The sequence below is a fragment of the Paenibacillus zeisoli genome, from assembly GCF_003994465.1.
Lineage (GTDB): Bacteria > Bacillota > Bacilli > Paenibacillales > Paenibacillaceae > Fontibacillus > Fontibacillus zeisoli.
Map to the genome: position 1 here is coordinate 486721 of NZ_RZNX01000002.1, position 19160 is coordinate 505880.

A 19160-nucleotide genomic window follows, 5' to 3' on the forward strand; every position below is an offset into this window, starting at 1 on the left:
GGTCGATTAGTCTGCCTGCCTTACATCTACTCCATTAACTTACAGGTACGGCTTCCTTGATACCGAACAACTGAAGGGAAATATAAGGATAAGTGCCATACCGTACGGCAAGCTCCAACTCCAATAACGTAAAACGTTCAATCGTACGGTTATTGGCAAGTTTGCCTGCGTGAATGAACCGGAACGGAAGTGGATCAAAGGCCTCAATGAACCGGAGTACAGTCTCTTCGTGATCCCCTGTAACAAGCACATCGCTCTTCCGATCCTCAAATACGGGATTCTCAAACACTTTGAAGAATGTATTTTTAAAGGCACCGATTACATTGGATTCCGGTAGCAAGGACTGTAGGCGTTCGGCAGATGATTCGCCCCAGGCCGTCGTGAATCCGCTGAAATCCTCATTAAAAGGATTTGAGATGTCGACGATGATTTTGTGCTTGATCTGTTCTTGATGGACAAGCGCCCATTCCATGATTGCCGCCGCAGGAAAGGCTGGAATAATGACATCGGCCTGCAAGGCATCCTCATAAGAAACGACCGAGACCCCGTCAAGTCCAAGATTTCTCGCAAGCTCCTCAGCTTCCCTTGGGTTACGGGAACCCCACAGCACTTGGCCCTTAACATAAGCTGCCACTTGCTGCACCAATGCCTTCCCCATATTCCCTGGTCCTAGTACGCTAATTTTCATGATTACCACTCCTTCTTTGATTTGATATCAGCATATCAGCAAAGGAGAGTCCCCAGAAGTTCCACTAAATCGCAGCCATCCCACTTTTGGTTTCGGCACTCAGTTGTGGCGCCCCCTCAACAAAGCTGTTTGATTCACACNACTCAGTTGTGGCGCCCCCTCAACAAAGCTGTTTGATTCACACCGATCCAGCTACGTTTGATATACAGCGGAGCTTTAATAATTCCGCATTGCAAATTGGTATTTCACTTGGGTCAGCAATTGGCGGATTGGTATTAAACCAAACTGGCCTGTATTCCAGTACAGCTTGGTTTGAGAGTGGAATTGTCATAATTGCGTATCAAGAGAGCACAAGGCTTCGGGCTAGGATAGGGAAAAACTGTGGAGGCACACCCATCAGTACTCTTCCGTATAGCTCTAGTCCAGTCGACGCTGTAGTCAGCGCATGATTGGAGCCGCCTCTGATGTCCCGGAATATTTGAGATAAGCGGTTGGAATCGGCAATCACACTTCCTCCGCTCTCTGCCATTAGCATATCTACGGCTTCCCAGCACAGCATGGCTGCATAGGTCATATCTGTCTGCACCTGTGCCGATTCCTTTAGACTAAACGGTGCTGTATTCTGCACATGACGCTCCAAATTGTCAATGGTTCGACTGATATGAAGATGAGCGGATTCGACCTTCATAGCCGCAAGTCCCACTTTATATTGGATATGACCCACTGCAGCTTGAGAGTTATGGACAGTCATGGCAATTCCCTTGTGAGGTGCTTTCTGGGCAAAATACTCGGCCGCCCCTCTAGCGAGTCCGAGAATCGCGCTTATTCCCGTTGTGATGCTGAGAATGAGCTGTGAGTAAGGCTTATATCTATCACGCCCTGCCAGTTCGGCGGGCTGCCAGTCTCCCTGATGGGTGATGATGACATGTTTGTCAGGTATAAACACATTTTTGAGTTCCAGACTATTACTTGCGGATCCTTTCAGACTCATCGTATACCAATCGTCAACGATTGTGACCTCACTCATGGGTACAACGGCCAGCATCTCCTCCAAAGCCTTGCCTTCTTGCATGGATTTGGCGTCCTTGAGACTCAACAGGGCATGAGTTGCATGCTTTGAACCTGAACCGAACCCCCAAAAGCCCTCCTCTACCAAATACCCTCCGTCTACTTTCTTCACAACCGCTTTACGTGCTAGCAGGACAGAGCAGAAACGTATCTCCTCTACCTGGCTATAGATCGACTCTAATACGTCCGAAGGTAATGATAGGGATGCGTTATAGTTATTTCCGTTAAAAATTTGAACGACCCAGCCAACAGAACCATTCCCCTTAGCCACCTCGGAAATAATCTCGACCATAGCACGAATGCTAACCTCATGCCCCCCGTACTCCTTCGGTGTGCCAAGCTTAAACAGCCCCGCATCCGATATTTTCTGAATTACTTCATCAGGAATATGTCGTTCTTCATCAATCATAGTGCCGAACTTCTGCAGATAGGGAACTAACTCAGTAGCACTCTGAAGCAATTGCTGTTCAAAAGCAGTAAGTTGGCATTCTGTACTTAAGTTGGCCATTGAAATCCACTCCTTAATTATACACCTGTCTATTTAAGATGCATTTATACAGTAAATGGTATAATGTATAATTATTTTCAACAACCGATAAAATCGTGAGTTTGTCGATAAACGATACAGAGAGAGGAATCTGTCATGGATAATAATAAAACAACTGAAGATCTCCGAGTCCGGCGAACGCATAAGCTCTTATACAATGCTCTGTTGGACTTAATGGATAAACACCCGTTCGGAAATATAACGGTGAAGCAGATCTGTGATCTAGCGATGGTACACCGAACTACGTTCTACACGCATTTCCAGGATAAATTCGATTTACTTTCACGCGCTATGCAGCAAATTGCGGAGGAAGAATTTAAGGGCATTGTCGATGTATCTTTTTCCCCATCCGATAATTTTAGAGAGTTATTCTCTTTGGCAACGAAACATAAGAAGCTGTTCTCCATTCTGTTAGCCGAAGAGAGGGATTCTTTGAGAAATCTGTTACGAAGAGAGATGGGGAGGGGTATCAGGGAATACTTGGCCAAGCATAATTCGATTGAAGAGAATTCCATCGACATGCAAATTAAGATAGAGGCTTACATCGGAGCCGTGCTTGGTGTGATAACTTGGTGGATTGAGAGCAACATGCCGATCGAACAAGAAGAATTATATGCAAAAATGAATATCTTCTCGGATTGGAAGTTCGCGGATTGACCTAGAGATGGGCGTTGTATCGGCTTATCGCCTTTGTACCGGGTCAGGTAGATGGACAACTTGAAAAAGACTCTCCTGAGCAATAGCTCAAGAGAGTCCTTCACATGGATTGAAGCCTATTCGTTAATGAATTTAATCACTTTCAGCATTCTCTCCAGCATAACTGTTCCTTCGGCACGAGTCGCAGGGGCTCCAGGATGAAGCATTCCGCGCTCATCCCCTTTCACAATCCCCAGCTGAACTACCGCTGAGATCGAAGGAGCGGCCCAAGCTGAGATGCTATTCTTATCTGCAAACGTTAAAGTCGTTGTTGAGCTTGGCACGGAGGTTCCGGCAAATTTCAACGCACGTTCAAAGATCGCAGCCATCTGCTCACGGGTAATCTGATCTCCAGGCTTGAACTGATCGCCTTCGCCTTTAATCAATCCCGCGGATACAGCAATACCTACTTCTTTGTAGAACCAGTCTGACGGCTTCACATCATTAAAAGATGAGGTTCCAGCACTATCAGACAACCCAAGCGCTCTAACTACCAGACTGGTGAACTCCGCACGAGTGATGTTCAGTTGAGGTCCGAACTTCGCATCGGTTATGCCGTTAACCAGCAAGTGAGAAGCCATCTTGGAGATGGTTGCTTCTGCCCAATGACCTTTAATATCCGCAAAAGATTTAGTCCCTGACACAACCGCATACGTGCTGTTGCTCGTACGATTAATTACGGCTGAGATTCCCGTTGAATCTTTAGTGAAATACGTTGGAACCGGAATCAGACTGCCATCCGCATTCACTTTAACAGCTACAGCATTAGTAGTATCGATCGTTGCACCGACATGAATAGAACGCGGCACATAGACATTGTTGAAGTTCTCAATTTCTTGTCTGGTTCCGTCAGCCTTTACCAACTCTACGGTGAAAGTAGTCGGTGAACCAAGCAGCGTCAAGCCTTTTCCAACGGCTTTATCGCCAATTTGTTTCTCAGTCGCATCATTAGCCTGAGCTACAGTTACAACAATTGTGTTAAGAGATTGGCTGCCCAATGCCTTGAGCGGCAGATTATATTCGCCAAACGAAGTCACAACTAGAATGGATGCCCCGTTGCCTCCCTTGTCTAGGACGGCCTTAGATACATCGGCAGGAATGGACACGGACACTGCCTCAGATCCTTTTACCTCTGGAACAGTGATAGCAAACGCCTTGGCATTATCCTTGCTGCTTTGAATGGCAGCGATCGCCTTATTGCTATCTACAACCACTTGACTCACTCCTGCAGCACCCGGCTGAACGGTCACCGCAGAGGAAATGTCGCTGATCACCGCACCTGCCGGAACTGTTGGATTGATTCGCTCTTTGTCACCTGTTCCCGGAGTGGACGGCACGGTGGTTGTACCGCCACCGCTTCCAGTTCCGCCGCCACTGCTAGATGGCGCAGTTACATTAAAGGTTGCTGTCTTAACATCCGTTCCCTGTCCTACTACTACTGTGTATTGACCTACCGGCCATCTTGAATCATTTGCTGGAATCATAAAGGTATCTTGATAGGTCCCGTTGGCCACATCTAGAACATCGAAGAACAGGTTCAACTGGTTAGGTCCGATCACTTTAATACTGACTGTCGATACAGGGGAGCTACCAGTAATAACTAATGAGCTTCCCTGGGCTACATTTGCAGGAACCAGGACGCTGAGATCCGTCACCGACTGCTGGATCGGGGTTGCATACGCCGCTGAAACGCCTGTCATCGCGACCATGAGGGATATCGATAAGGTTGCTAGTAATTTTTTGGGCACAGCAGATTTCCCCTACTTTCTTAATTATTATTTTGAAGCACTAGTGGTTCTGCCAGCACATTTCCGATATTTGTGGTGCTGCTGATCTCGTACGAATCTACAACGAATACTTTCAGTTTGTAATTGCCGCCGGTAACGTTAAAGAACGTAGACACGTCTTGAGCTGCTGAACCGGATGCGCCAACTGCATTAATACCTACAGGCGTGTTGCCATTCATCAGCATGAAAATTACGACCTTATTCGAGATGTCTGCTCCACTTGGAGTTGGCGCCACATTTACAGATGCCGTTACGCCACCAGTGGTGCTGAACGATTTTTTCGTAACCGTGAAGGCATACTCTTTTGCCGGTAGCTGCAAATCTGGCACTTTATCGATAAGCTTCTCACCAGAAAGCGTTTGGGAATTCGCCACTACGGTCATTTGAGCCGATTGACTTCCGTTAGCAACTTTCAAGGTATAAGTGCCTCTTGGTACTTCGAAATAATACTTCACTTTAGAAGCATCATTGGCATTTGCAATTAGTCCGTAGCTGCCGTTGCTGGATTGCTTTTCCTCACCATAATTAGCTGTCAACACTTCGCCGTTAGCGTCTGTCAAGCTTACAGTTGTACCTGCTGGCGTTGATCCGTTCAATACGACATCGCCGGAAATATAATGCTTATGTGCATCGTCTTGATTTGTTTTTTGCACATCGGCTTTAAACACAGCTGTGCCGCCTGGAATATAAGGAACGGTCCAAGTTAGGTTAGGGTCTGCCCCCCAAATCGTAGCATTAGAGGTATCTTTCCGGATTGCCTTGAATTCGTAAGTTGAAGTTGCCTTCAAGTCGATATTAACCTGCCAGTAGCCATTGCCCTGATACTCTGCAGGCACCGCATTGTCAGGATTCCAGCTTCCGATCGAATTGCTGTTACCTACAATAAATACTTTTGCATTAACCGGATCCGCCTCTGGATCGTAAATATTCATCGACACATGCTGCTGAGGCAATTGACCTAACGTAAGTGTCGTTACAAACGGATCGAGCAGTTTTGTCGGCTGTCCATTGGCCTGTACAACGTCCTGCATACGCAGCAGTGTAAAGATATCATAATTATATTTCTTCACAACGTTATAGATCGTCTGATAGTCCTCGGCATTGCCAACAGGCAGCGCATTCTCGCCCTCTAGCTTAATGCCTTTATCTACAGCCATTTGTGAAACTTCGTCGATCAGAGTCTGAGGTTTACTGTAATTTGGAGCCTCGCCATTGCCGTTTGCCTGATTCGTCATTTCTAGCATGGTGAAAGTCAGATCAACGTTATTTGCCTTATACAAGTCAAGTAATCTGGAGTAATTATATAGTCCTGTTGCATGTTCAGCGGAATGAGGCGCATCTGGGTTGCTATACTGCCAGTGAATTCCTGGTACCTTTGCACTCAAAGGAACGCCAAATGTATCATCAAGATCTGCGTGAGCTTTAGTGATAATACTTGTAAAGTGGTTCTCAAGCGTGCCCTGATACCATGTCAGGAAGTCGACTCCATAAGCTTTCTTATAGTCACCGCTAGAATAGAACAAGTCGCCATTCGCAGGAGGCTGCACTTCAGAGAATGATGTGTAATTCGTCTCCCATGCAGTATTTAGTGCGTCAATATCTGTATATTTCTGCTCCATCTTGCTCTGGAAATCAGCAACCGCTGCGCCGGAGTAAGCCTGGAAATAGCCGTTATCTGGATACTGCCAGCCATCAGCAAAGTTGTAGCTCGGATATCTAAGCTCACCAGCTGGTCCAAGTCCGATATGGAATTTCTCAAAAGATGTTTTGAACTCTGTCATGTTCGCAGCAAAAGATTTGAAAGCGCCATCATATAAATTAACAGCTTCATCATACCAAGGTGCGATGTACTCTTTGTCATAATAGCCCGACTCCGATTTGAATTGCATTTGCTCTTTGCCGTCCAGATCCCACACCCAAGTAGGGATTGGATAGTTACAAGTGTCTCCTACGTTACCACCGCATTGGTGGAAGGAGAAGATTGGAGAAATTTTCAGGCCAGCAGCCTTGATATGTGTAAAGAGATTTTTGTAGTAGCTCCAATCATACTCCCCTTGCGCAGGTTCAAAGTGATTCCACCACATATCCACTTCTACCCCATAAACTCCCTTGCTCTTTAAAGTAGCCATCTGCTTATCGAATGCAGCAAAGTCAGTTACATCCTGCAAATTAAGCATAACAACAATCTTCGTATTGCTGCTTGCGTTGGTGACAGGTGCCAGTTGGGTACTGCCAAAAATCATTGCAATTGTTAATAGGAAGGCCAAGATAAACTTAACGGGATTTAACCGCCGGGTATTTTGAAATAACAACTCTATCATCTCCTCGTTTTTAATAGTCTTACTCTCGTACCTAACAGCAAAGCGATGCGATTAATAAAGTCCGTTGTGCCCCCCTTAGCCTTAGTTATAAGCACCTATTTGTGAAGAAATGATCGCACTATCCATAGGTTAGGTTAACCTGCCAAAATTCGTGCAACCGTTTGCGTAAATAGGTGAACTTTGTTGGAATAGAGCCGAGAAATTGACAGCGCATTCAGGAAAATCACCAGTTTATGGAGCAAACTCGGTTCGTATGTCACCCCCAGCACATAATTGGCAGCGCTCTCTTCGTCTGAAATTGAAGGAGGCTTAAGGATTGAACTTCAATCTGCTTCTATTGATGCAATCGTTTGCAAAAAAGGGGGTCGAAAGTTTTGAAACTTACCTGAAAAAGGGACCTACCAATGATAGCGCATTCAAAATGTAATTGAATTGTCACTTACTCCATGCAAATAGGTAATAATTTCCCTTGCTAATCGAATTATATGAGAACTATTTTTCTATGTCAATCTAATGTTTTAATGAGATAAAGGGCACAAGAGGCCCTACCATTGCCTTGGCGCAGCCCGCATCCAACTCCCTCTGGCTTGACAATCAGCAAAAACAACATTACGATGACCGTGGTCACTATTTGACTTCGGTCACCAATTGAGGAGGAGGTAAACGAATGCTGAGAGAGTCACGAAAAAAGGAATTAAAGGAACAAATCTTTTTACAAGCTCTCCAACTTTTCCGTGAAAAGGGGTTTGAGCAGGTCACCGTGCAGGAGATTACAGCCAAATGCGGCATTGCCAAGGGAACTTTTTTTAACTATTTCGCTAAGAAAGAAGAGATCCTGCTGTATCTGGGAGAATCCCAGATCGATTTGCTGCATCAGAGCATAGAGAAGCACCGGGATATCGATCATCCCAAAGAACAGATTACGCTCGTGTTAGGCGACCTGCTTCATAACTTTTCATCACATAGTGAACTCATGAGACTGGCTACCATGGAGATCATGAAGTCGGCTCACCTTGCCGGGGAAGAGTCAAAGAGCGTTCACCAATTGCATCAGCAGCTGGCATCCATCCTTGACCGTGCCATACAAAACGGCAAACTGCAAAGCCGCTGGGAAACCGGTGTCATTGCCACGACGATTGTCGGGGTCTATTTCCATACGATTCTGTCATGGACACTGCAGGGGGCTCAACCTACAACAACCATAAGCGATTCATTTAGGCAACAACTGGATGTCGTATGGGAAGGTATTGATGGCAACTAGGAGGATGAGATAAATTATGTCGCAGACCATTCTGATCATAGGTGGCGGAATCGCGGGTCTATGCTCCGCACTCACCTTGCAGCAAATAGGGATGAAGGTAAAAGTATACGAAAGAAGTACTGAACCCACTGTCGCTGGCGCAGGTATCATTATCGCCCCGAATGCTCTGCAGGCTTTAAAGCCCTACGGCATTTCCGATGAGATCATTCGTCAAGGCTTTCCCAGTGACGGCTTCCATCTGTTATCGGATCGGGGCCAACCTATCACGAAGCTCGCTGTTCCTGCCGAATATGGCAGCCTGTATTCTATCCACCGCAAAGACTTACATCATATTCTATTATCTGCGCTTTCTCCTGGCACTGTGGAATGGGGCAAACCCTTACAGCAGCTTGAGCAAAAGGATCACCACGTACGGGCTGTGTTCCGTGATGGCACCCAAGCAGTGGGCGACCTGGGCATCGCTGCGGATGGCATCCACTCCCATATTCGCAAGCAACTTACTCTCCAAGATACGTATCGCTATGCCGGCTATACCTGCTGGCGAGGTGTCGTTGCTGCGCACGATATTCCAGGCCTATCCGATCGTTTTATTGAGACCTGGGGAACGAAAGGCCGATTCGGGATCGTCCCTCTGCCTGGTAACCAAGTGTATTGGTATGCGCTCATCAACGCCCGCCAAGGCGACCCCCAGATTGCAAATTATACTGTGGAAGACCTGCATCATCTCTTCAAAAACTATCATGATCCCATACCGGATCTGTTGCTAAGAACGGCAGCTCATGACATGATCCACCGTGATATTGTGGATATTACACCTATGGAACGGTTTTACTCGGATCGGGTCGCTTTTGTCGGCGATGCGGCTCATGCGATAACCCCTAATATGGGACAGGGAGCCTGCCAAGCGATTGAGGATGCGCGTGTCTTGGCCGAATGCCTTCGCATACATTGCAATAATCAGAGCGCCTTTGCCGATTACGATGCCAGACGCAGAGAGCGAATCGAGCAAATATCCAATCAATCTTGGAAAATCGGGAAAATGGCACAATCAGAGAGCGTACTATTTACCAGTATCCGAAATCGACTAATGAAGCATGCCCCTCAAAGCATCGGGCGGAGCCAGGCAGAACGCTTGTACAAGTTTCAAATGTAGTTGCTATTGGAATCCTAGAAGCCAGCAATCGACGAGTCATCCATTTCCAAGAATTAGTCAGTCTATAAAGGACAAAAAGCCCCCCAAAAGGCGCTTTTTTGTCCAAAGCCCTGATCACAAGACCAAGCTAATGTTTTCCGGCAGTTACACCACCGTCAACCGGTAGAATGGCACCTGTTATCCAGCTTGCCTCATCACTTGCCAAGAATAAGATTGCGGACACCATATCCTGGGGTTGACCAATTCTTCCAAGCGGATGGAAGGTGTTAAAGCTATCCAGTACACTCCTAAGCTGCTCTTGTGGAACAAAGCTATGGTACACAGGTGTTTCTACTATAGCTGGGGCAACCGTGTTCACACGGATTTGTTCGCCCGCAAATTCTATGGCCAGGTTACGTGTTAATGCATGTCTGCCTGCCATCGCCGCGGAATAGGCACTTGAAGGTGTGGCACCGATGGCTTGAGTAGCCCACATTGAACCCACGTTAACGATTGCTCCACCTCCACGCTTTATCATTTCAGGGATGACGGCTTGCGCGATAAAAAATGTGCCTTTCGTGATTGTATCCACATAGGCGTTGAAGTCATCTTCCGTATGTTCCAAAAAAGGTGTGGGCTTAAAAATCCCGGTGCTTGAAATCAATACGTCGATTCCACCAAATCTATCTACGGTCTCTTTCGCAATGATGGTTGAAGTGTCACGCTGCCTTATATCTCCTGCGATTGCATACACACTCTCTCCTGTTGGATCGATTTCTCTTGCAGCATCTAATAATACTTGCTCCCGGCGTCCATTGATAACTACTTTAGCGCCCAGTTTCACCAATTCCTTGGCTGTTGCCTTCCCAATTCCACTTCCGCCTCCTGTAACAACAGCCACTTTTCCATTAAAATTCATATTCAAGACTCCTTTTTTACCTACTAGTAGGTAGATTATTATTAGAAAAATAACTGCTTTAGTCAGGTTCCAAAGCAGTTATTAGTTCTTCAGCAATTTCATCGAACTTGTCGATGTCCTTAAAGCTGCGCGCAAGCAATTGCGCCCCCTGTAATGCCGCAAGAAACTTATGGGCTTGGCTCTTCGCTGTCCCCTTAAAGATTAACGTTCCATTCTTCATGCCATGACTTAAAATCTGCTCCAGCCATGTCAAATTCGTGGAAAAGTATTGGGTGAGCTTCTCTTGCACTTTCTCCGGTAGTGTAATGTAGTCAGTTCCATACATCACACCTAAACAAAGCCGAAAATCACTCGTGGGCCCCGCCTTGTAAAGCTCAGTAAATTTACGCAGCTTCTCCAAGTCATTCACTTCAAGCGAATCAATGTGTTTCAAAGCAGCCGCGAAGTTAACATGGTACCGTACCACTAACGCCTCTCCCAAATCTGCCTTGTTGGGGAAATGGTAATGAATACTTGCCTTCCGAATTCCTATTTCTTTGGAAATGTCCGCGTAACTGAATGCATTATAGCCTACGGACTGAACGAGCTGCTGTGCAGTATCTAAAATTTGGTCTAGAGTGTTGTTATTCATATCCACATATTACCTACCAGTAGGTAGATTGTCAAGGAGGTTTTCCTTCAAGCTGTTGGACTTGCATAATTTTCTTACAATTAAGCAAATGGAATATATTGACTCAATATATATCAGTCTGATATATTAAGACCGTGACATGAAGATTTTTCCAAACTTGCAAGGAGGATTTGCTTTGAACAGTCAGGATGTTATTTTAGGCATGCTTATGAGGGAGGCATTAACCGGCTACCAAATCAAGCAGTTATTAGAGGAGGTCTTCTCAAATTTCTACAGCTCCAGCTATGGAACCATCTATCCTACGCTTGCCCGTATGGAAAAGGAGGGACTCATCACTAAGGAAAATGTGCTCCAGGACGGTAAACCTAACAAAAATCTAATCAATATAACGCCTAAAGGAAGAGATTGTTTTAATGCTTACTTACTAGCCCCGCTAGAAGGTGACAGCAGCAGGAAATCAGACTTTATGATGCGGCTTTATTTTGGTGAATTCGTTGGATATGACAAGGTAATTACTTGGCTCAGGCAAGCTCAAGAGGAATCGCAAAAGAAGTTAGATCAATTACTTGGGCAATATTCGCTATATAAAGATGAAATGCATCCAGCGCAGATCATCTGCATCCAAATTGGGATAGAAGAGTATAAGGCTAAACTCGCAACCATCGCCGAGGGGATTGTGAACCTCGAGAAGTTATTGGAAGAGCAAGGCTGAACGTAGTAGTGAATTCGAATAAGGAGGAAGATTATGAAAACTATTTTTATTACGGGGGCTTCAACGGGCATTGGTAGAACTACAGTGAAATATTTTGCTGGAAGAGGATGGAACGTAGCAGCCACGATGCGCTCACCTGAACAAGAAACTGAACTCACCTCACTGAACAATGTGTTGGTGCTTAGGCTCGATGTTGAGAAAGAAGATACGATTCAACCTGCGTTAGCGGAGGCGATTGGGCGCTTTGGTAAGATTGATGTTCTCCTTAATAATGCTGGATATGGAACGATGGGCCTCATAGAAGCAGCTACGGAAGAGCAGATTAGAAGACAGTTTGAAGTGAACGTGTTTGGTCTGATTCGAATGACTAAAGCCATGCTGCCCCATTTCAGATCCAATCAAGAAGGTCTGTTGATCAACATCTCTTCTATGGGCGGGAGAGTCACCTTCCCTACGATGTCACTGTATCATGCGTCCAAGTTTGCAGTGGAGGGCTTCTCAGAGTCGGTATCTTATGAATTAGCTTCACTGAACATCAAAGTAAAACTGATTGAACCCGGTGCTATTAAGACAGACTTTGGCGGAAGATCGATGGAGTTCTTTTTTAATGATGCATTAACCGACTATCAGCCGTTTACTACTGCATTTCGAAGTAAACTGGGTGAGATGGAGAAAAACCCCTCATACGCCTCACCACCAGAAATGGTTGCCGAAACTATATATCAGGCCGCGACGGACGGTACCCCTCAATTCCGATATGTAGTTGGAGAAGACGCCAAGATGCTCATTCATATGAAGGAAAATACGGAGGAAGAGGAATACCTGTCGAATATAGCCCAGCATTTCGCCTGAAGATCGCAGCTATGTCATTGTGAAAATATAAAAGGTATATGCCGCTGCACACGACGCTTCGTTCACTTCAATCAGTAATCACGCGCCGAGTCGAACCACCGCCCCGCCATTTCTTCTGTTATAGGCTGGCCAATCAGGTGGTTAGACTGGCTGAGCTGCCAGACGGCTTCACCCAGGTCTTCACGCTCGGTGGTTTCGATGCCTTTGAGCGTATTGAAGCGCACGGTGAAGGCGGTAATCACCGCCTCAGCCTCGGCATAGGTTCGGGCCTGTGCCAGGCCTGCCTGTGCAGCGTCGTAGGCCTCGTTGGCCAGCTTGGCCAGACGTTTGGGCCAGGATGAGAACGGTCGGCCGAATTCGGCGGTCCACCACTCCGGCTTTCGCAATTGGCTCACTGAAGCATGTCCGGCCCACGGGCGGCTCAGCGCGCGTGCTTTCATTTCCTTCCTCAGCCGCTTACCTGTAAGTTCTTCTACATTGTAGGCGATAAATCTGTCAAGCAGCGGCCACACGTCCAAGGACGGAAGGCCATCCAGATCAGGCATGAAGCGGAGCTCCAGATTGGTTAACCGGGTCTGCTGAGCCAGCAGGTCCATATCGCAGAAGTTCCCCCACAGACTCAGTGAGCTCAGGTTCGGGAACCGGTCCAGACACTCCAGCGAAATGGGCTGCCCTAGCGGCGCGTTATGCAGGGACAGGCTCGTCACCTGGTACAGCTCACCTAAGTCAGGCATTAAGAAGGGTGTGTCCTCCTTGCGTCTGCTGGTGCGCGGCGATAGTGTCAGAGAAGATGGCATGTCGCCAGTGGCCGAGAAATGCGCCAAATCACCCGATACACCCAGCAGGTAACACCGCTTCGGAAGCTTCAGACTTAGCCTTCCCCCAGACGGGCTCATTTGGATATGCAGGCTATGTATGCTAGACATGCTGGCATCCACTGCCGTGTCTTCAGACAAGATCGGAGCCCACTTTATCTCCTCAATGGGACGTTCCTGCGCCCAGTTGAAGAACCCTGTATCACTTCCTGTGTAGTTCATAAATCGCGGCCAAGGCGATCCCGCCGGTGTAGAAAAAGCATCGAACACGGTCCAATCGATGGTCTCACCGGGTGATACGTGTAGATCTGCTTTCTTCCCCATATACGACGGTCCTATCGCTAGACTGCCCACACCGCTGTGTATAATAAGCGTGTGACTGCCCGGGCCCGTCAGGTCGATGGGATAACGCCCATCTTCTCTAATCGAGCCTACGGGAGGTCGAGCTTGGTTATCATTTGGCATCTTCATCTTCCTTTTTTCTTACCTCACAATGATCCCCTCAAACTATGGTTACGACGGCAATATCTCTCCCCGCCCAGAGATTAAAGCTAAACCCTGTTCCTCCATTACTTCAATTCCTATCAATCCAAAGCAGTCTTTCTACTTTTCTAAGCCATTCAGGTTTATAGAAGTAACTTGTTGGAATTCATCAGCTTATTCTCCTTTTGGACCCTATCATGCTACCCGCTCACTTATTTTTGTTAAGTATTGGTAAAAATAGGTCGAAAGAACCATATATAATTCGACAAATTATGATAAAGTTGCACTAGAAACTCTGATTCAAAAGGCAAAACTGTCGAAAGACAGTGACGCAAAGCTGCGGGTCTAAGGCGAAAGCTAAGACAGCCGAGCTGCCGGTTGTACCCATAATCGTGAGGAGTTGTCATCATGTCGAAACGACGCAAAATGTCTATTTTTATTCTCGTAACTTTAGTCCTAGTTAGCAACTGTCTATCTCTAAACTCAGTATCCGCTGCTGCACCTGGTAGTCCTACTGAATCATTTATCATCGGGAAGCTTTACAATCCCAACCAAACCATTGCGACCCGGCTAACTGACGGTTCAAGTTCCCTCGATCCGAATATGGCAGGCGGACGGGAGGCCCTGTCAGAATCTCTTGCGCTCTGGATGACTTATGCGGTTAGAAAGAATGACAAGTCGCTCTACAAAACAAGTTATGATCTCCTAAATAAATACTTCCTCGCTCCAGAAGGAACTGTTTATTGGAAGCTTAACCAGGATGGACGCAGCCAGGTTAGTACCAATGCCATGATTGACGACCATCTTATCATTGAAGCCTTATACAAAGCTTATTCGCAGTGGAATATACCTGCCTATAAACAAACAGCCGATAAACTTAGTCAAGCCAGCAAGTCCAAAAATATCGTTAACGGTTACTTTGTCGACTACTATGATTTTAATTCAGGGTATCAACCCAATCAACTGACGCTATCTTATATCGTTCCGGGTGCACTAACCCAAATGTTGAATAATCAGCAGATTGACAATGCAACTTGGTCCAGACAAATCGATTTACTGAACACGCTGCCGACGGACAATGCCTTCTTCCCAAAAACTTATGATGTCGTGACGAATCAATTTACCTATGACAGCACCATTAATATGATCGACCAAGTATATATTGCGCTTCACCGTGCAGAAGCCGGAACCTCATCACCTGCACTGTATAACTTGATCAAGACGGGTTTCTACAAGTCTAACCGGCTGATATCAAGTTATGACCGGGTAACTGGAGCGCCTGTATCGGATCTCGAATGCCCGGCTCAATATGGATTAACGATCCTATACGCACTCCAAGCCAATGACAAGAGCTTTGCGCTCGATCTGTATAAGCGGATGATTGCGCTGCGGGTATCCGACAAATCAAGCCCTTATTACGGCGGCTATGTATTTAATAATGATACTTTTTCTTTCAATAATCTATATGCACTTCTAGCCGAGCAGAAATTAAATATGATGGGTCTTATCCGCTAAACGCGGGCGCGCTTGCTGGAGCTTGATAGTTCGAGGCACAAAATTACGCAAAAGAGGTTAACCATGAATGCAGGACAGAGGAAGCTAAGATGGCTCATACCTCTTCTTTTCTTAGTACTACTAGCAATTGCCCTGGCGCTTTACCTGATTATCGCAAATAAAACCCGGGAATCGCCGACCCTCTCTTTCGTCGAGCAGTATATGACGAATCCGAACGGTACGCTCGCCACATATCTAGTAGATGCAAAGTCCGTTAATCCGGACATCGTTGCGGGGCACGAAGCCCTTTCTGAATCTGTAGGAATCTGGATGCAGATTGCCTTGGCAAATAAGGACCAGACCCGGTTCGATGGGGGCCTGCAGATTTTGAAGGATAAATTCCTGTCGCCTCAGCAGTATATTGCCTGGAAGCTGCAGCCTGACGGTACTTCCCAGGTCCATACCAATGCGCTGGGCGACGATCTGAGAATTGAGAAGGCCCTGCTTGACGCCTATGATCTCTGGCACCAGCCCAACTATTTGAACATGGCACAGTCTCTAGCAGGTACACTTCGAGGTTCCCTTTTATCTGGCGGTTATTGGGTGGACTTTCATGACTTTAATTCGAATCTATCTTCGCATGAATTGAGCCTGGTCTATATCGATATACCGGCCATGAAGTCTATGAAGCAGCATGGACTGATGGATCAAAGCCTGCTGGTGCGGCATACGGAGCTGCTGCGGCAAAAGCCCGTTAGTGGCGTTTTTTATCCAACATCGTTTGATGTATCCACCAAGACTTATATCACGCGGGATGATGCCAATTTAATTGATCAGCTCATTATTGCGATTCATCTGACGGAATCGGGGGATCCTGCCGGGAACCTCATCACTTTCCTGAAGCACGAATGGGAGACAAGAGGCAAGCTGTTCGGCCGGTATAACCGGCAGTCTCTTGAACCGACCGTGTCCTATGAATCGCCGTCCGTGTATGGACTTGCCATAGTGCTGGCTATGGAACTGAAGGATCAGGTATGGGCCGATGAGCTCTATACCCGCATGATATCTTTCAGGGGTAAGCAGTCTCCGTATAAAGGCGGCTATGTCGCGAACGGCAACTCGCATATCTTCGATAATCTCATTCCACTGCTGGCGGAATCGTTATATTTTTCTAGGAAGGGAATGTAAGAATGAATAAGAGGGCCGTTCGTAACCTTGACCTTGGCTATTCTTGCTTAATCGTACTCCTCTTAATTGAGCAAGCATTGGTGTTCCTAAGTGTATATCAGAATCAGACTTACCCCGCCTGGGCGTTCGGTGCCAGTGTTGGTGCGCTTGCTGCGATGGCTGCAGGATACTGGCTTCCTGCCGGATTCTCTGTCGTTATTGCCTTTTTGTTCTTTGTCTCCTATTTTGTCTGGCAGACGATCTACGGCTTCAACGAAGTCTTGCAGGTTGCATGGATACTTATCATTCCAGCCAACCTGATGACAGCCTCCTTCGTCCGGAATCGCATCATCCGAATGAAGCGTATCCTGGGGCGGCTGAATGCCTTGAAAGATCAGAATCCAGTAATAGATTTGCAGACTGGCCTGGGGAACTATGATGCATTTGCCGATGCCCTGCTGAAGCAATCGACGCTGGCCTCACGTTACAACAATAAATATGGCTTTTCCTTGGCTCTGTTCAAAATTGACTTTTTGCCGCTGGTTATGGAGTCCGTTGGGGCTGGCCGCTACTCCCAGTTCCTTGTTGAGATCTCGAATACGATGCAGCAGCAAATTCGTAATGAGGATTCCAAGTTCTCCATCGACAATGGCAGATTTCTAATTCTATGCCCTTTAACCGAGCATGCCTACTTCTCCGCCGTGGTGGAGAGGGTCAAGACGGCGATGATGAATCTCAGCTTCGAAGATAAGAATGGCGCGCCGATCAAGCTGGTTGTTCGGGCTTCCCTGATGCATTTCGATAAGGAGCAATTGGACCTGTTCGCCCATGCGGATCAGCTGATTGCAGCTCTTGATAGAAGAACAGAAGTAGATCTTGTCGCCGAATACGTCTAACCGGTTCCCGACTTCATCCCAAATAATAAACCTCCGCGAAAGGTTGTGTATGTATGAACAACTGGGATTGGTTCATCCCGGTTTGTATCGTCGTCTCCTCCCTATTTTCTATTGCTGTCCTGGTCCTTACGGTCTTTACCCTTAGATTTCGCTCCACTGTAATTAAAAGATACGATCGGGGGAAGCCTCATGTCTGATGTTCTGCTGCTGTTCACCATCGTGAGTGTGTGGATTGCCGTGTTCCAGTCCATTGTCATTATGGCGGGTGCTATCAAGTTCATACAACGGCAGAACCGTTCCCCCCTGGTTGTTCCAACCCATATGGAGAATTACCCAACCGTCACCGTCATGGTTCCCGCCCACAATGAGGAACTTGTGATTGCGACCACCGTTGAACGGATCTTTAATCTTAATTACCCTCCGGATAAGGTTCAGGTTATTGTTATCGCGGATAACTGCTCTGACCGCACGGCGGACAAGCTTAAGGAGCTTAAGAACCGGCCAGCCTACGAGGGACGGGATTTTACCATCTTCGAGAGGACCGGGAAAGGCGGCAAATCCGGGGCGCTGAATGATGCCTTCGAGTTAGCCACGGGTGAATGGATCTGCATCTACGATGCGGATGCGGCTCCCGAGCGGAATGCGCTGGCCTTCCTTGTGCAAAAGGCACTGGAGAAGCCGGAACTATACGGTGCGGTGTTTGGACGGAACAAACCTCGCAACCGCAACCGAAATTTCCTCACCAAATGCATTAATCTGGAGATTATCACGTCCCAAAGGATTTACCATACAGGGATGTGGGAACTCTTCAAGATCGGAACGATCCCGGGCACGAACTTTATTATGAAGGCGGACTTAATTCGTGATATCGGGGGCTTTGATACGGATGCGATTACGGAGGATACCGCGATTTCCTTCGAGATTATGACACGCGGAAAGCTAATCGCGCTGGCCACGCAGGCGGAAGCCTATCAGCAAGAGCCCGAGAAGCTCAGTGTGTATATGAAGCAGCGCCAACGCTGGGCCAAGGGGAACTATGATGTGGTCATCCACAATATCCGTCATCTATTTCAACCGATGTCCTGGCGGATCAAGGTCCAGCTCTTTTATTACATGGCCAGTTACTTCTGGTTTCTGCTGGCTATTGTCATTTCCGATATTATATTTGTGATCAATTTCATCTATCGCGGCTTAGCGCTGTTTGACCCTACTATTATTTCACCCTTTGCTTTTAGCGGTACGCTCTTTGTCTTTTTTGTGATTGCGTGGGCGCTCATGTACTTTCTGTATGTTCTGCAGATCAACCTGGCGTTGGCAACAGATATTGGACAGAGTAACGTGGACAATTTCATCGTGTCCTTTGTCTCCTACTTCACCTACTCGCAGCTGTTCATTATCATCTCTCTACGGGCTTTTTACTCCTTGATTGTAGACAAGCTGTTCGGCCGAAAGGCCAAGTGGTACAAGACAGAACGTTTCGGTTAAAAAGAATATCCCCTCCGGGCAGCCGGGAGGGGATTTTTTTGTATGTACCCAAATCTAACCTCTTATCTTAGAAATCAATTTGTTCAGCCGATCAAGACTATAGCTAAATTTCTTGCCTTATTACAACTGTTATAGTATATATATAACATATATATTGAACTAACCATGAAGATAATGGGTTGGTTAGTGAATTAAGGAGGCAAGAA

The 19160-nt window shown here is 46.7% G+C and carries 16 protein-coding genes, 1 pseudogene and 1 riboswitch; of the genes and pseudogenes, 10 read left to right on the forward strand and 7 right to left on the reverse strand.

All coding sequences use genetic code 11. The features are described from left to right. Positions 1 to 34: 34 nt before the first annotated feature. Positions 35 to 688 carry an NADPH-dependent F420 reductase gene (locus EJP77_RS08320; protein ID WP_127198747.1) on the reverse strand — a complete coding sequence of 218 codons (654 nt, stop codon included), beginning with the start codon at positions 686 to 688 and terminating at the stop codon, positions 35 to 37. 149 nt (positions 689 to 837) lie between these two features. Here EJP77_RS08320 and EJP77_RS20870 point away from each other — a divergent pair. After that, positions 838 to 1137, forward strand: a pseudogene (locus EJP77_RS20870) (hypothetical protein); the annotation flags it as partial. Here EJP77_RS20870 and EJP77_RS08330 read toward each other — a convergent pair. After that, complete coding sequence (locus tag EJP77_RS08330) at positions 1029 to 2264, reverse strand: acyl-CoA dehydrogenase family protein (RefSeq protein ID WP_127198748.1); 1236 nt, start codon at positions 2262 to 2264, stop codon at positions 1029 to 1031. The pseudogene EJP77_RS20870 and the gene EJP77_RS08330 overlap by 109 nt on opposite strands. 135 nt (positions 2265 to 2399) lie before the next feature. On the opposite strand from EJP77_RS08330, the gene EJP77_RS08335 reads away from it, so the two are divergent. Continuing rightward, on the forward strand, positions 2400 to 2960 hold the full coding sequence (locus tag EJP77_RS08335) for a TetR/AcrR family transcriptional regulator (protein ID WP_127198749.1): 561 nt from the start codon (positions 2400 to 2402) through the stop codon (positions 2958 to 2960). 116 nt (positions 2961 to 3076) lie between these two features. On the opposite strand, the gene EJP77_RS08340 is transcribed toward EJP77_RS08335, so the two are convergent. Continuing rightward, complete coding sequence (locus EJP77_RS08340; protein ID WP_127198750.1) at positions 3077 to 4747, reverse strand: S-layer homology domain-containing protein; 1671 nt, start codon at positions 4745 to 4747, stop codon at positions 3077 to 3079. Between the two features lie 20 nt (positions 4748 to 4767). After that, complete coding sequence (locus EJP77_RS08345) at positions 4768 to 7098, reverse strand: family 14 glycosylhydrolase (RefSeq protein ID WP_185897243.1); 2331 nt, start codon at positions 7096 to 7098, stop codon at positions 4768 to 4770. Positions 7099 to 7774: 676 nt separating this feature from the next. On the opposite strand from EJP77_RS08345, the gene EJP77_RS08350 reads away from it, so the two are divergent. Continuing rightward, positions 7775 to 8368 (forward strand): TetR/AcrR family transcriptional regulator, encoded by a 594-nt coding sequence (locus tag EJP77_RS08350; RefSeq protein ID WP_127198752.1) that lies wholly within the window; start codon positions 7775 to 7777, stop codon positions 8366 to 8368. A gap of 16 nt (positions 8369 to 8384) precedes the next feature. Next, entirely contained in the window at positions 8385 to 9521 is a 1137-nt protein-coding gene (locus EJP77_RS08355) for an FAD-dependent monooxygenase (RefSeq protein ID WP_127198753.1), read from the forward strand. A 127-nt stretch (positions 9522 to 9648) separates the two neighbouring features. On the opposite strand, the gene EJP77_RS08360 is transcribed toward EJP77_RS08355, so the two are convergent. Together EJP77_RS08360 and EJP77_RS08365 are read right to left on the reverse strand one after the other, a co-directional pair. Next, complete coding sequence (locus EJP77_RS08360) at positions 9649 to 10419, reverse strand: SDR family NAD(P)-dependent oxidoreductase (protein ID WP_127198754.1); 771 nt, start codon at positions 10417 to 10419, stop codon at positions 9649 to 9651. A gap of 58 nt (positions 10420 to 10477) precedes the next feature. Next, positions 10478 to 11050, reverse strand: coding sequence for a TetR/AcrR family transcriptional regulator (locus EJP77_RS08365; protein WP_127198755.1), 573 nt, complete (start codon positions 11048 to 11050; stop codon positions 10478 to 10480). Between the two features lie 175 nt (positions 11051 to 11225). Between EJP77_RS08365 and EJP77_RS08370 the strand changes: the two genes are divergently transcribed. Further along, positions 11226 to 11762, forward strand: coding sequence for a PadR family transcriptional regulator (locus EJP77_RS08370; protein ID WP_185897245.1), 537 nt, complete (start codon positions 11226 to 11228; stop codon positions 11760 to 11762). A gap of 33 nt (positions 11763 to 11795) precedes the next feature. Beyond that, positions 11796 to 12614, forward strand: a complete 819-nt coding sequence (locus EJP77_RS08375) for an SDR family oxidoreductase (RefSeq protein WP_127198757.1) — start codon at positions 11796 to 11798, stop codon at positions 12612 to 12614. Between the two features lie 71 nt (positions 12615 to 12685). Here EJP77_RS08375 and EJP77_RS08380 read toward each other — a convergent pair whose 3' ends face one another. Beyond that, the gene (locus EJP77_RS08380; RefSeq protein ID WP_127198758.1) at positions 12686 to 13894 is read right to left on the reverse strand and encodes a leucine-rich repeat domain-containing protein; all 1209 of its coding nucleotides are present in this window, start codon (positions 13892 to 13894) and stop codon (positions 12686 to 12688) included. A gap of 314 nt (positions 13895 to 14208) precedes the next feature. Continuing rightward, a riboswitch (cyclic di-GMP riboswitch) is annotated at positions 14209 to 14291 on the forward strand. Positions 14292 to 14320: 29 nt separating this feature from the next. On the opposite strand from EJP77_RS08380, the gene EJP77_RS08385 reads away from it, so the two are divergent. The 4 genes from EJP77_RS08385 (at position 14321) to EJP77_RS08400 (ending at position 18954) form a co-directional block, all read left to right on the forward strand. Continuing rightward, a complete protein-coding gene (locus EJP77_RS08385) occupies positions 14321 to 15427 on the forward strand; it encodes a glycosyl hydrolase (protein WP_127198759.1) in 1107 nt (368 codons plus the stop codon). A 63-nt stretch (positions 15428 to 15490) separates the two neighbouring features. Next, on the forward strand, positions 15491 to 16594 hold the full coding sequence (locus EJP77_RS08390; RefSeq protein ID WP_127198760.1) for a glycosyl hydrolase: 1104 nt from the start codon (positions 15491 to 15493) through the stop codon (positions 16592 to 16594). 2 nt (positions 16595 to 16596) lie between these two features. After that, positions 16597 to 17469 (forward strand): GGDEF domain-containing protein, encoded by an 873-nt coding sequence (locus tag EJP77_RS08395; protein ID WP_127198761.1) that lies wholly within the window; start codon positions 16597 to 16599, stop codon positions 17467 to 17469. A 189-nt stretch (positions 17470 to 17658) separates the two neighbouring features. Then, positions 17659 to 18954 (forward strand): glycosyltransferase family 2 protein, encoded by a 1296-nt coding sequence (locus EJP77_RS08400; RefSeq protein ID WP_127198762.1) that lies wholly within the window; start codon positions 17659 to 17661, stop codon positions 18952 to 18954. Positions 18955 to 19160: the final 206 nt, after the last annotated feature.

Coding starts and splice junctions, on each gene's coding strand:
- EJP77_RS08355 (WP_127198753.1), top strand. CDS start 8,385: ATGTCGCAGACCATTCTGATCATAGGTGGCGGAATCGCGGGTCTATGC.
- EJP77_RS08350 (WP_127198752.1), top strand. CDS start 7,775: ATGCTGAGAGAGTCACGAAAAAAGGAATTAAAGGAACAAATCTTTTTA.
- EJP77_RS08365 (WP_127198755.1), bottom strand. CDS start 11,050: ATGAATAACAACACTCTAGACCAAATTTTAGATACTGCACAGCAGCTC.
- EJP77_RS08385 (WP_127198759.1), top strand. CDS start 14,321: ATGTCGAAACGACGCAAAATGTCTATTTTTATTCTCGTAACTTTAGTC.
- EJP77_RS08395 (WP_127198761.1), top strand. CDS start 16,597: ATGAATAAGAGGGCCGTTCGTAACCTTGACCTTGGCTATTCTTGCTTA.
- EJP77_RS08380 (WP_127198758.1), bottom strand. CDS start 13,894: ATGCCAAATGATAACCAAGCTCGACCTCCCGTAGGCTCGATTAGAGAA.
- EJP77_RS08390 (WP_127198760.1), top strand. CDS start 15,491: ATGAATGCAGGACAGAGGAAGCTAAGATGGCTCATACCTCTTCTTTTC.
- EJP77_RS08375 (WP_127198757.1), top strand. CDS start 11,796: ATGAAAACTATTTTTATTACGGGGGCTTCAACGGGCATTGGTAGAACT.
- EJP77_RS08360 (WP_127198754.1), bottom strand. CDS start 10,419: ATGAATTTTAATGGAAAAGTGGCTGTTGTTACAGGAGGCGGAAGTGGA.
- EJP77_RS08400 (WP_127198762.1), top strand. CDS start 17,659: ATGTCTGATGTTCTGCTGCTGTTCACCATCGTGAGTGTGTGGATTGCC.
- EJP77_RS08335 (WP_127198749.1), top strand. CDS start 2,400: ATGGATAATAATAAAACAACTGAAGATCTCCGAGTCCGGCGAACGCAT.
- EJP77_RS08320 (WP_127198747.1), bottom strand. CDS start 688: ATGAAAATTAGCGTACTAGGACCAGGGAATATGGGGAAGGCATTGGTG.
- EJP77_RS08330 (WP_127198748.1), bottom strand. CDS start 2,264: ATGGCCAACTTAAGTACAGAATGCCAACTTACTGCTTTTGAACAGCAA.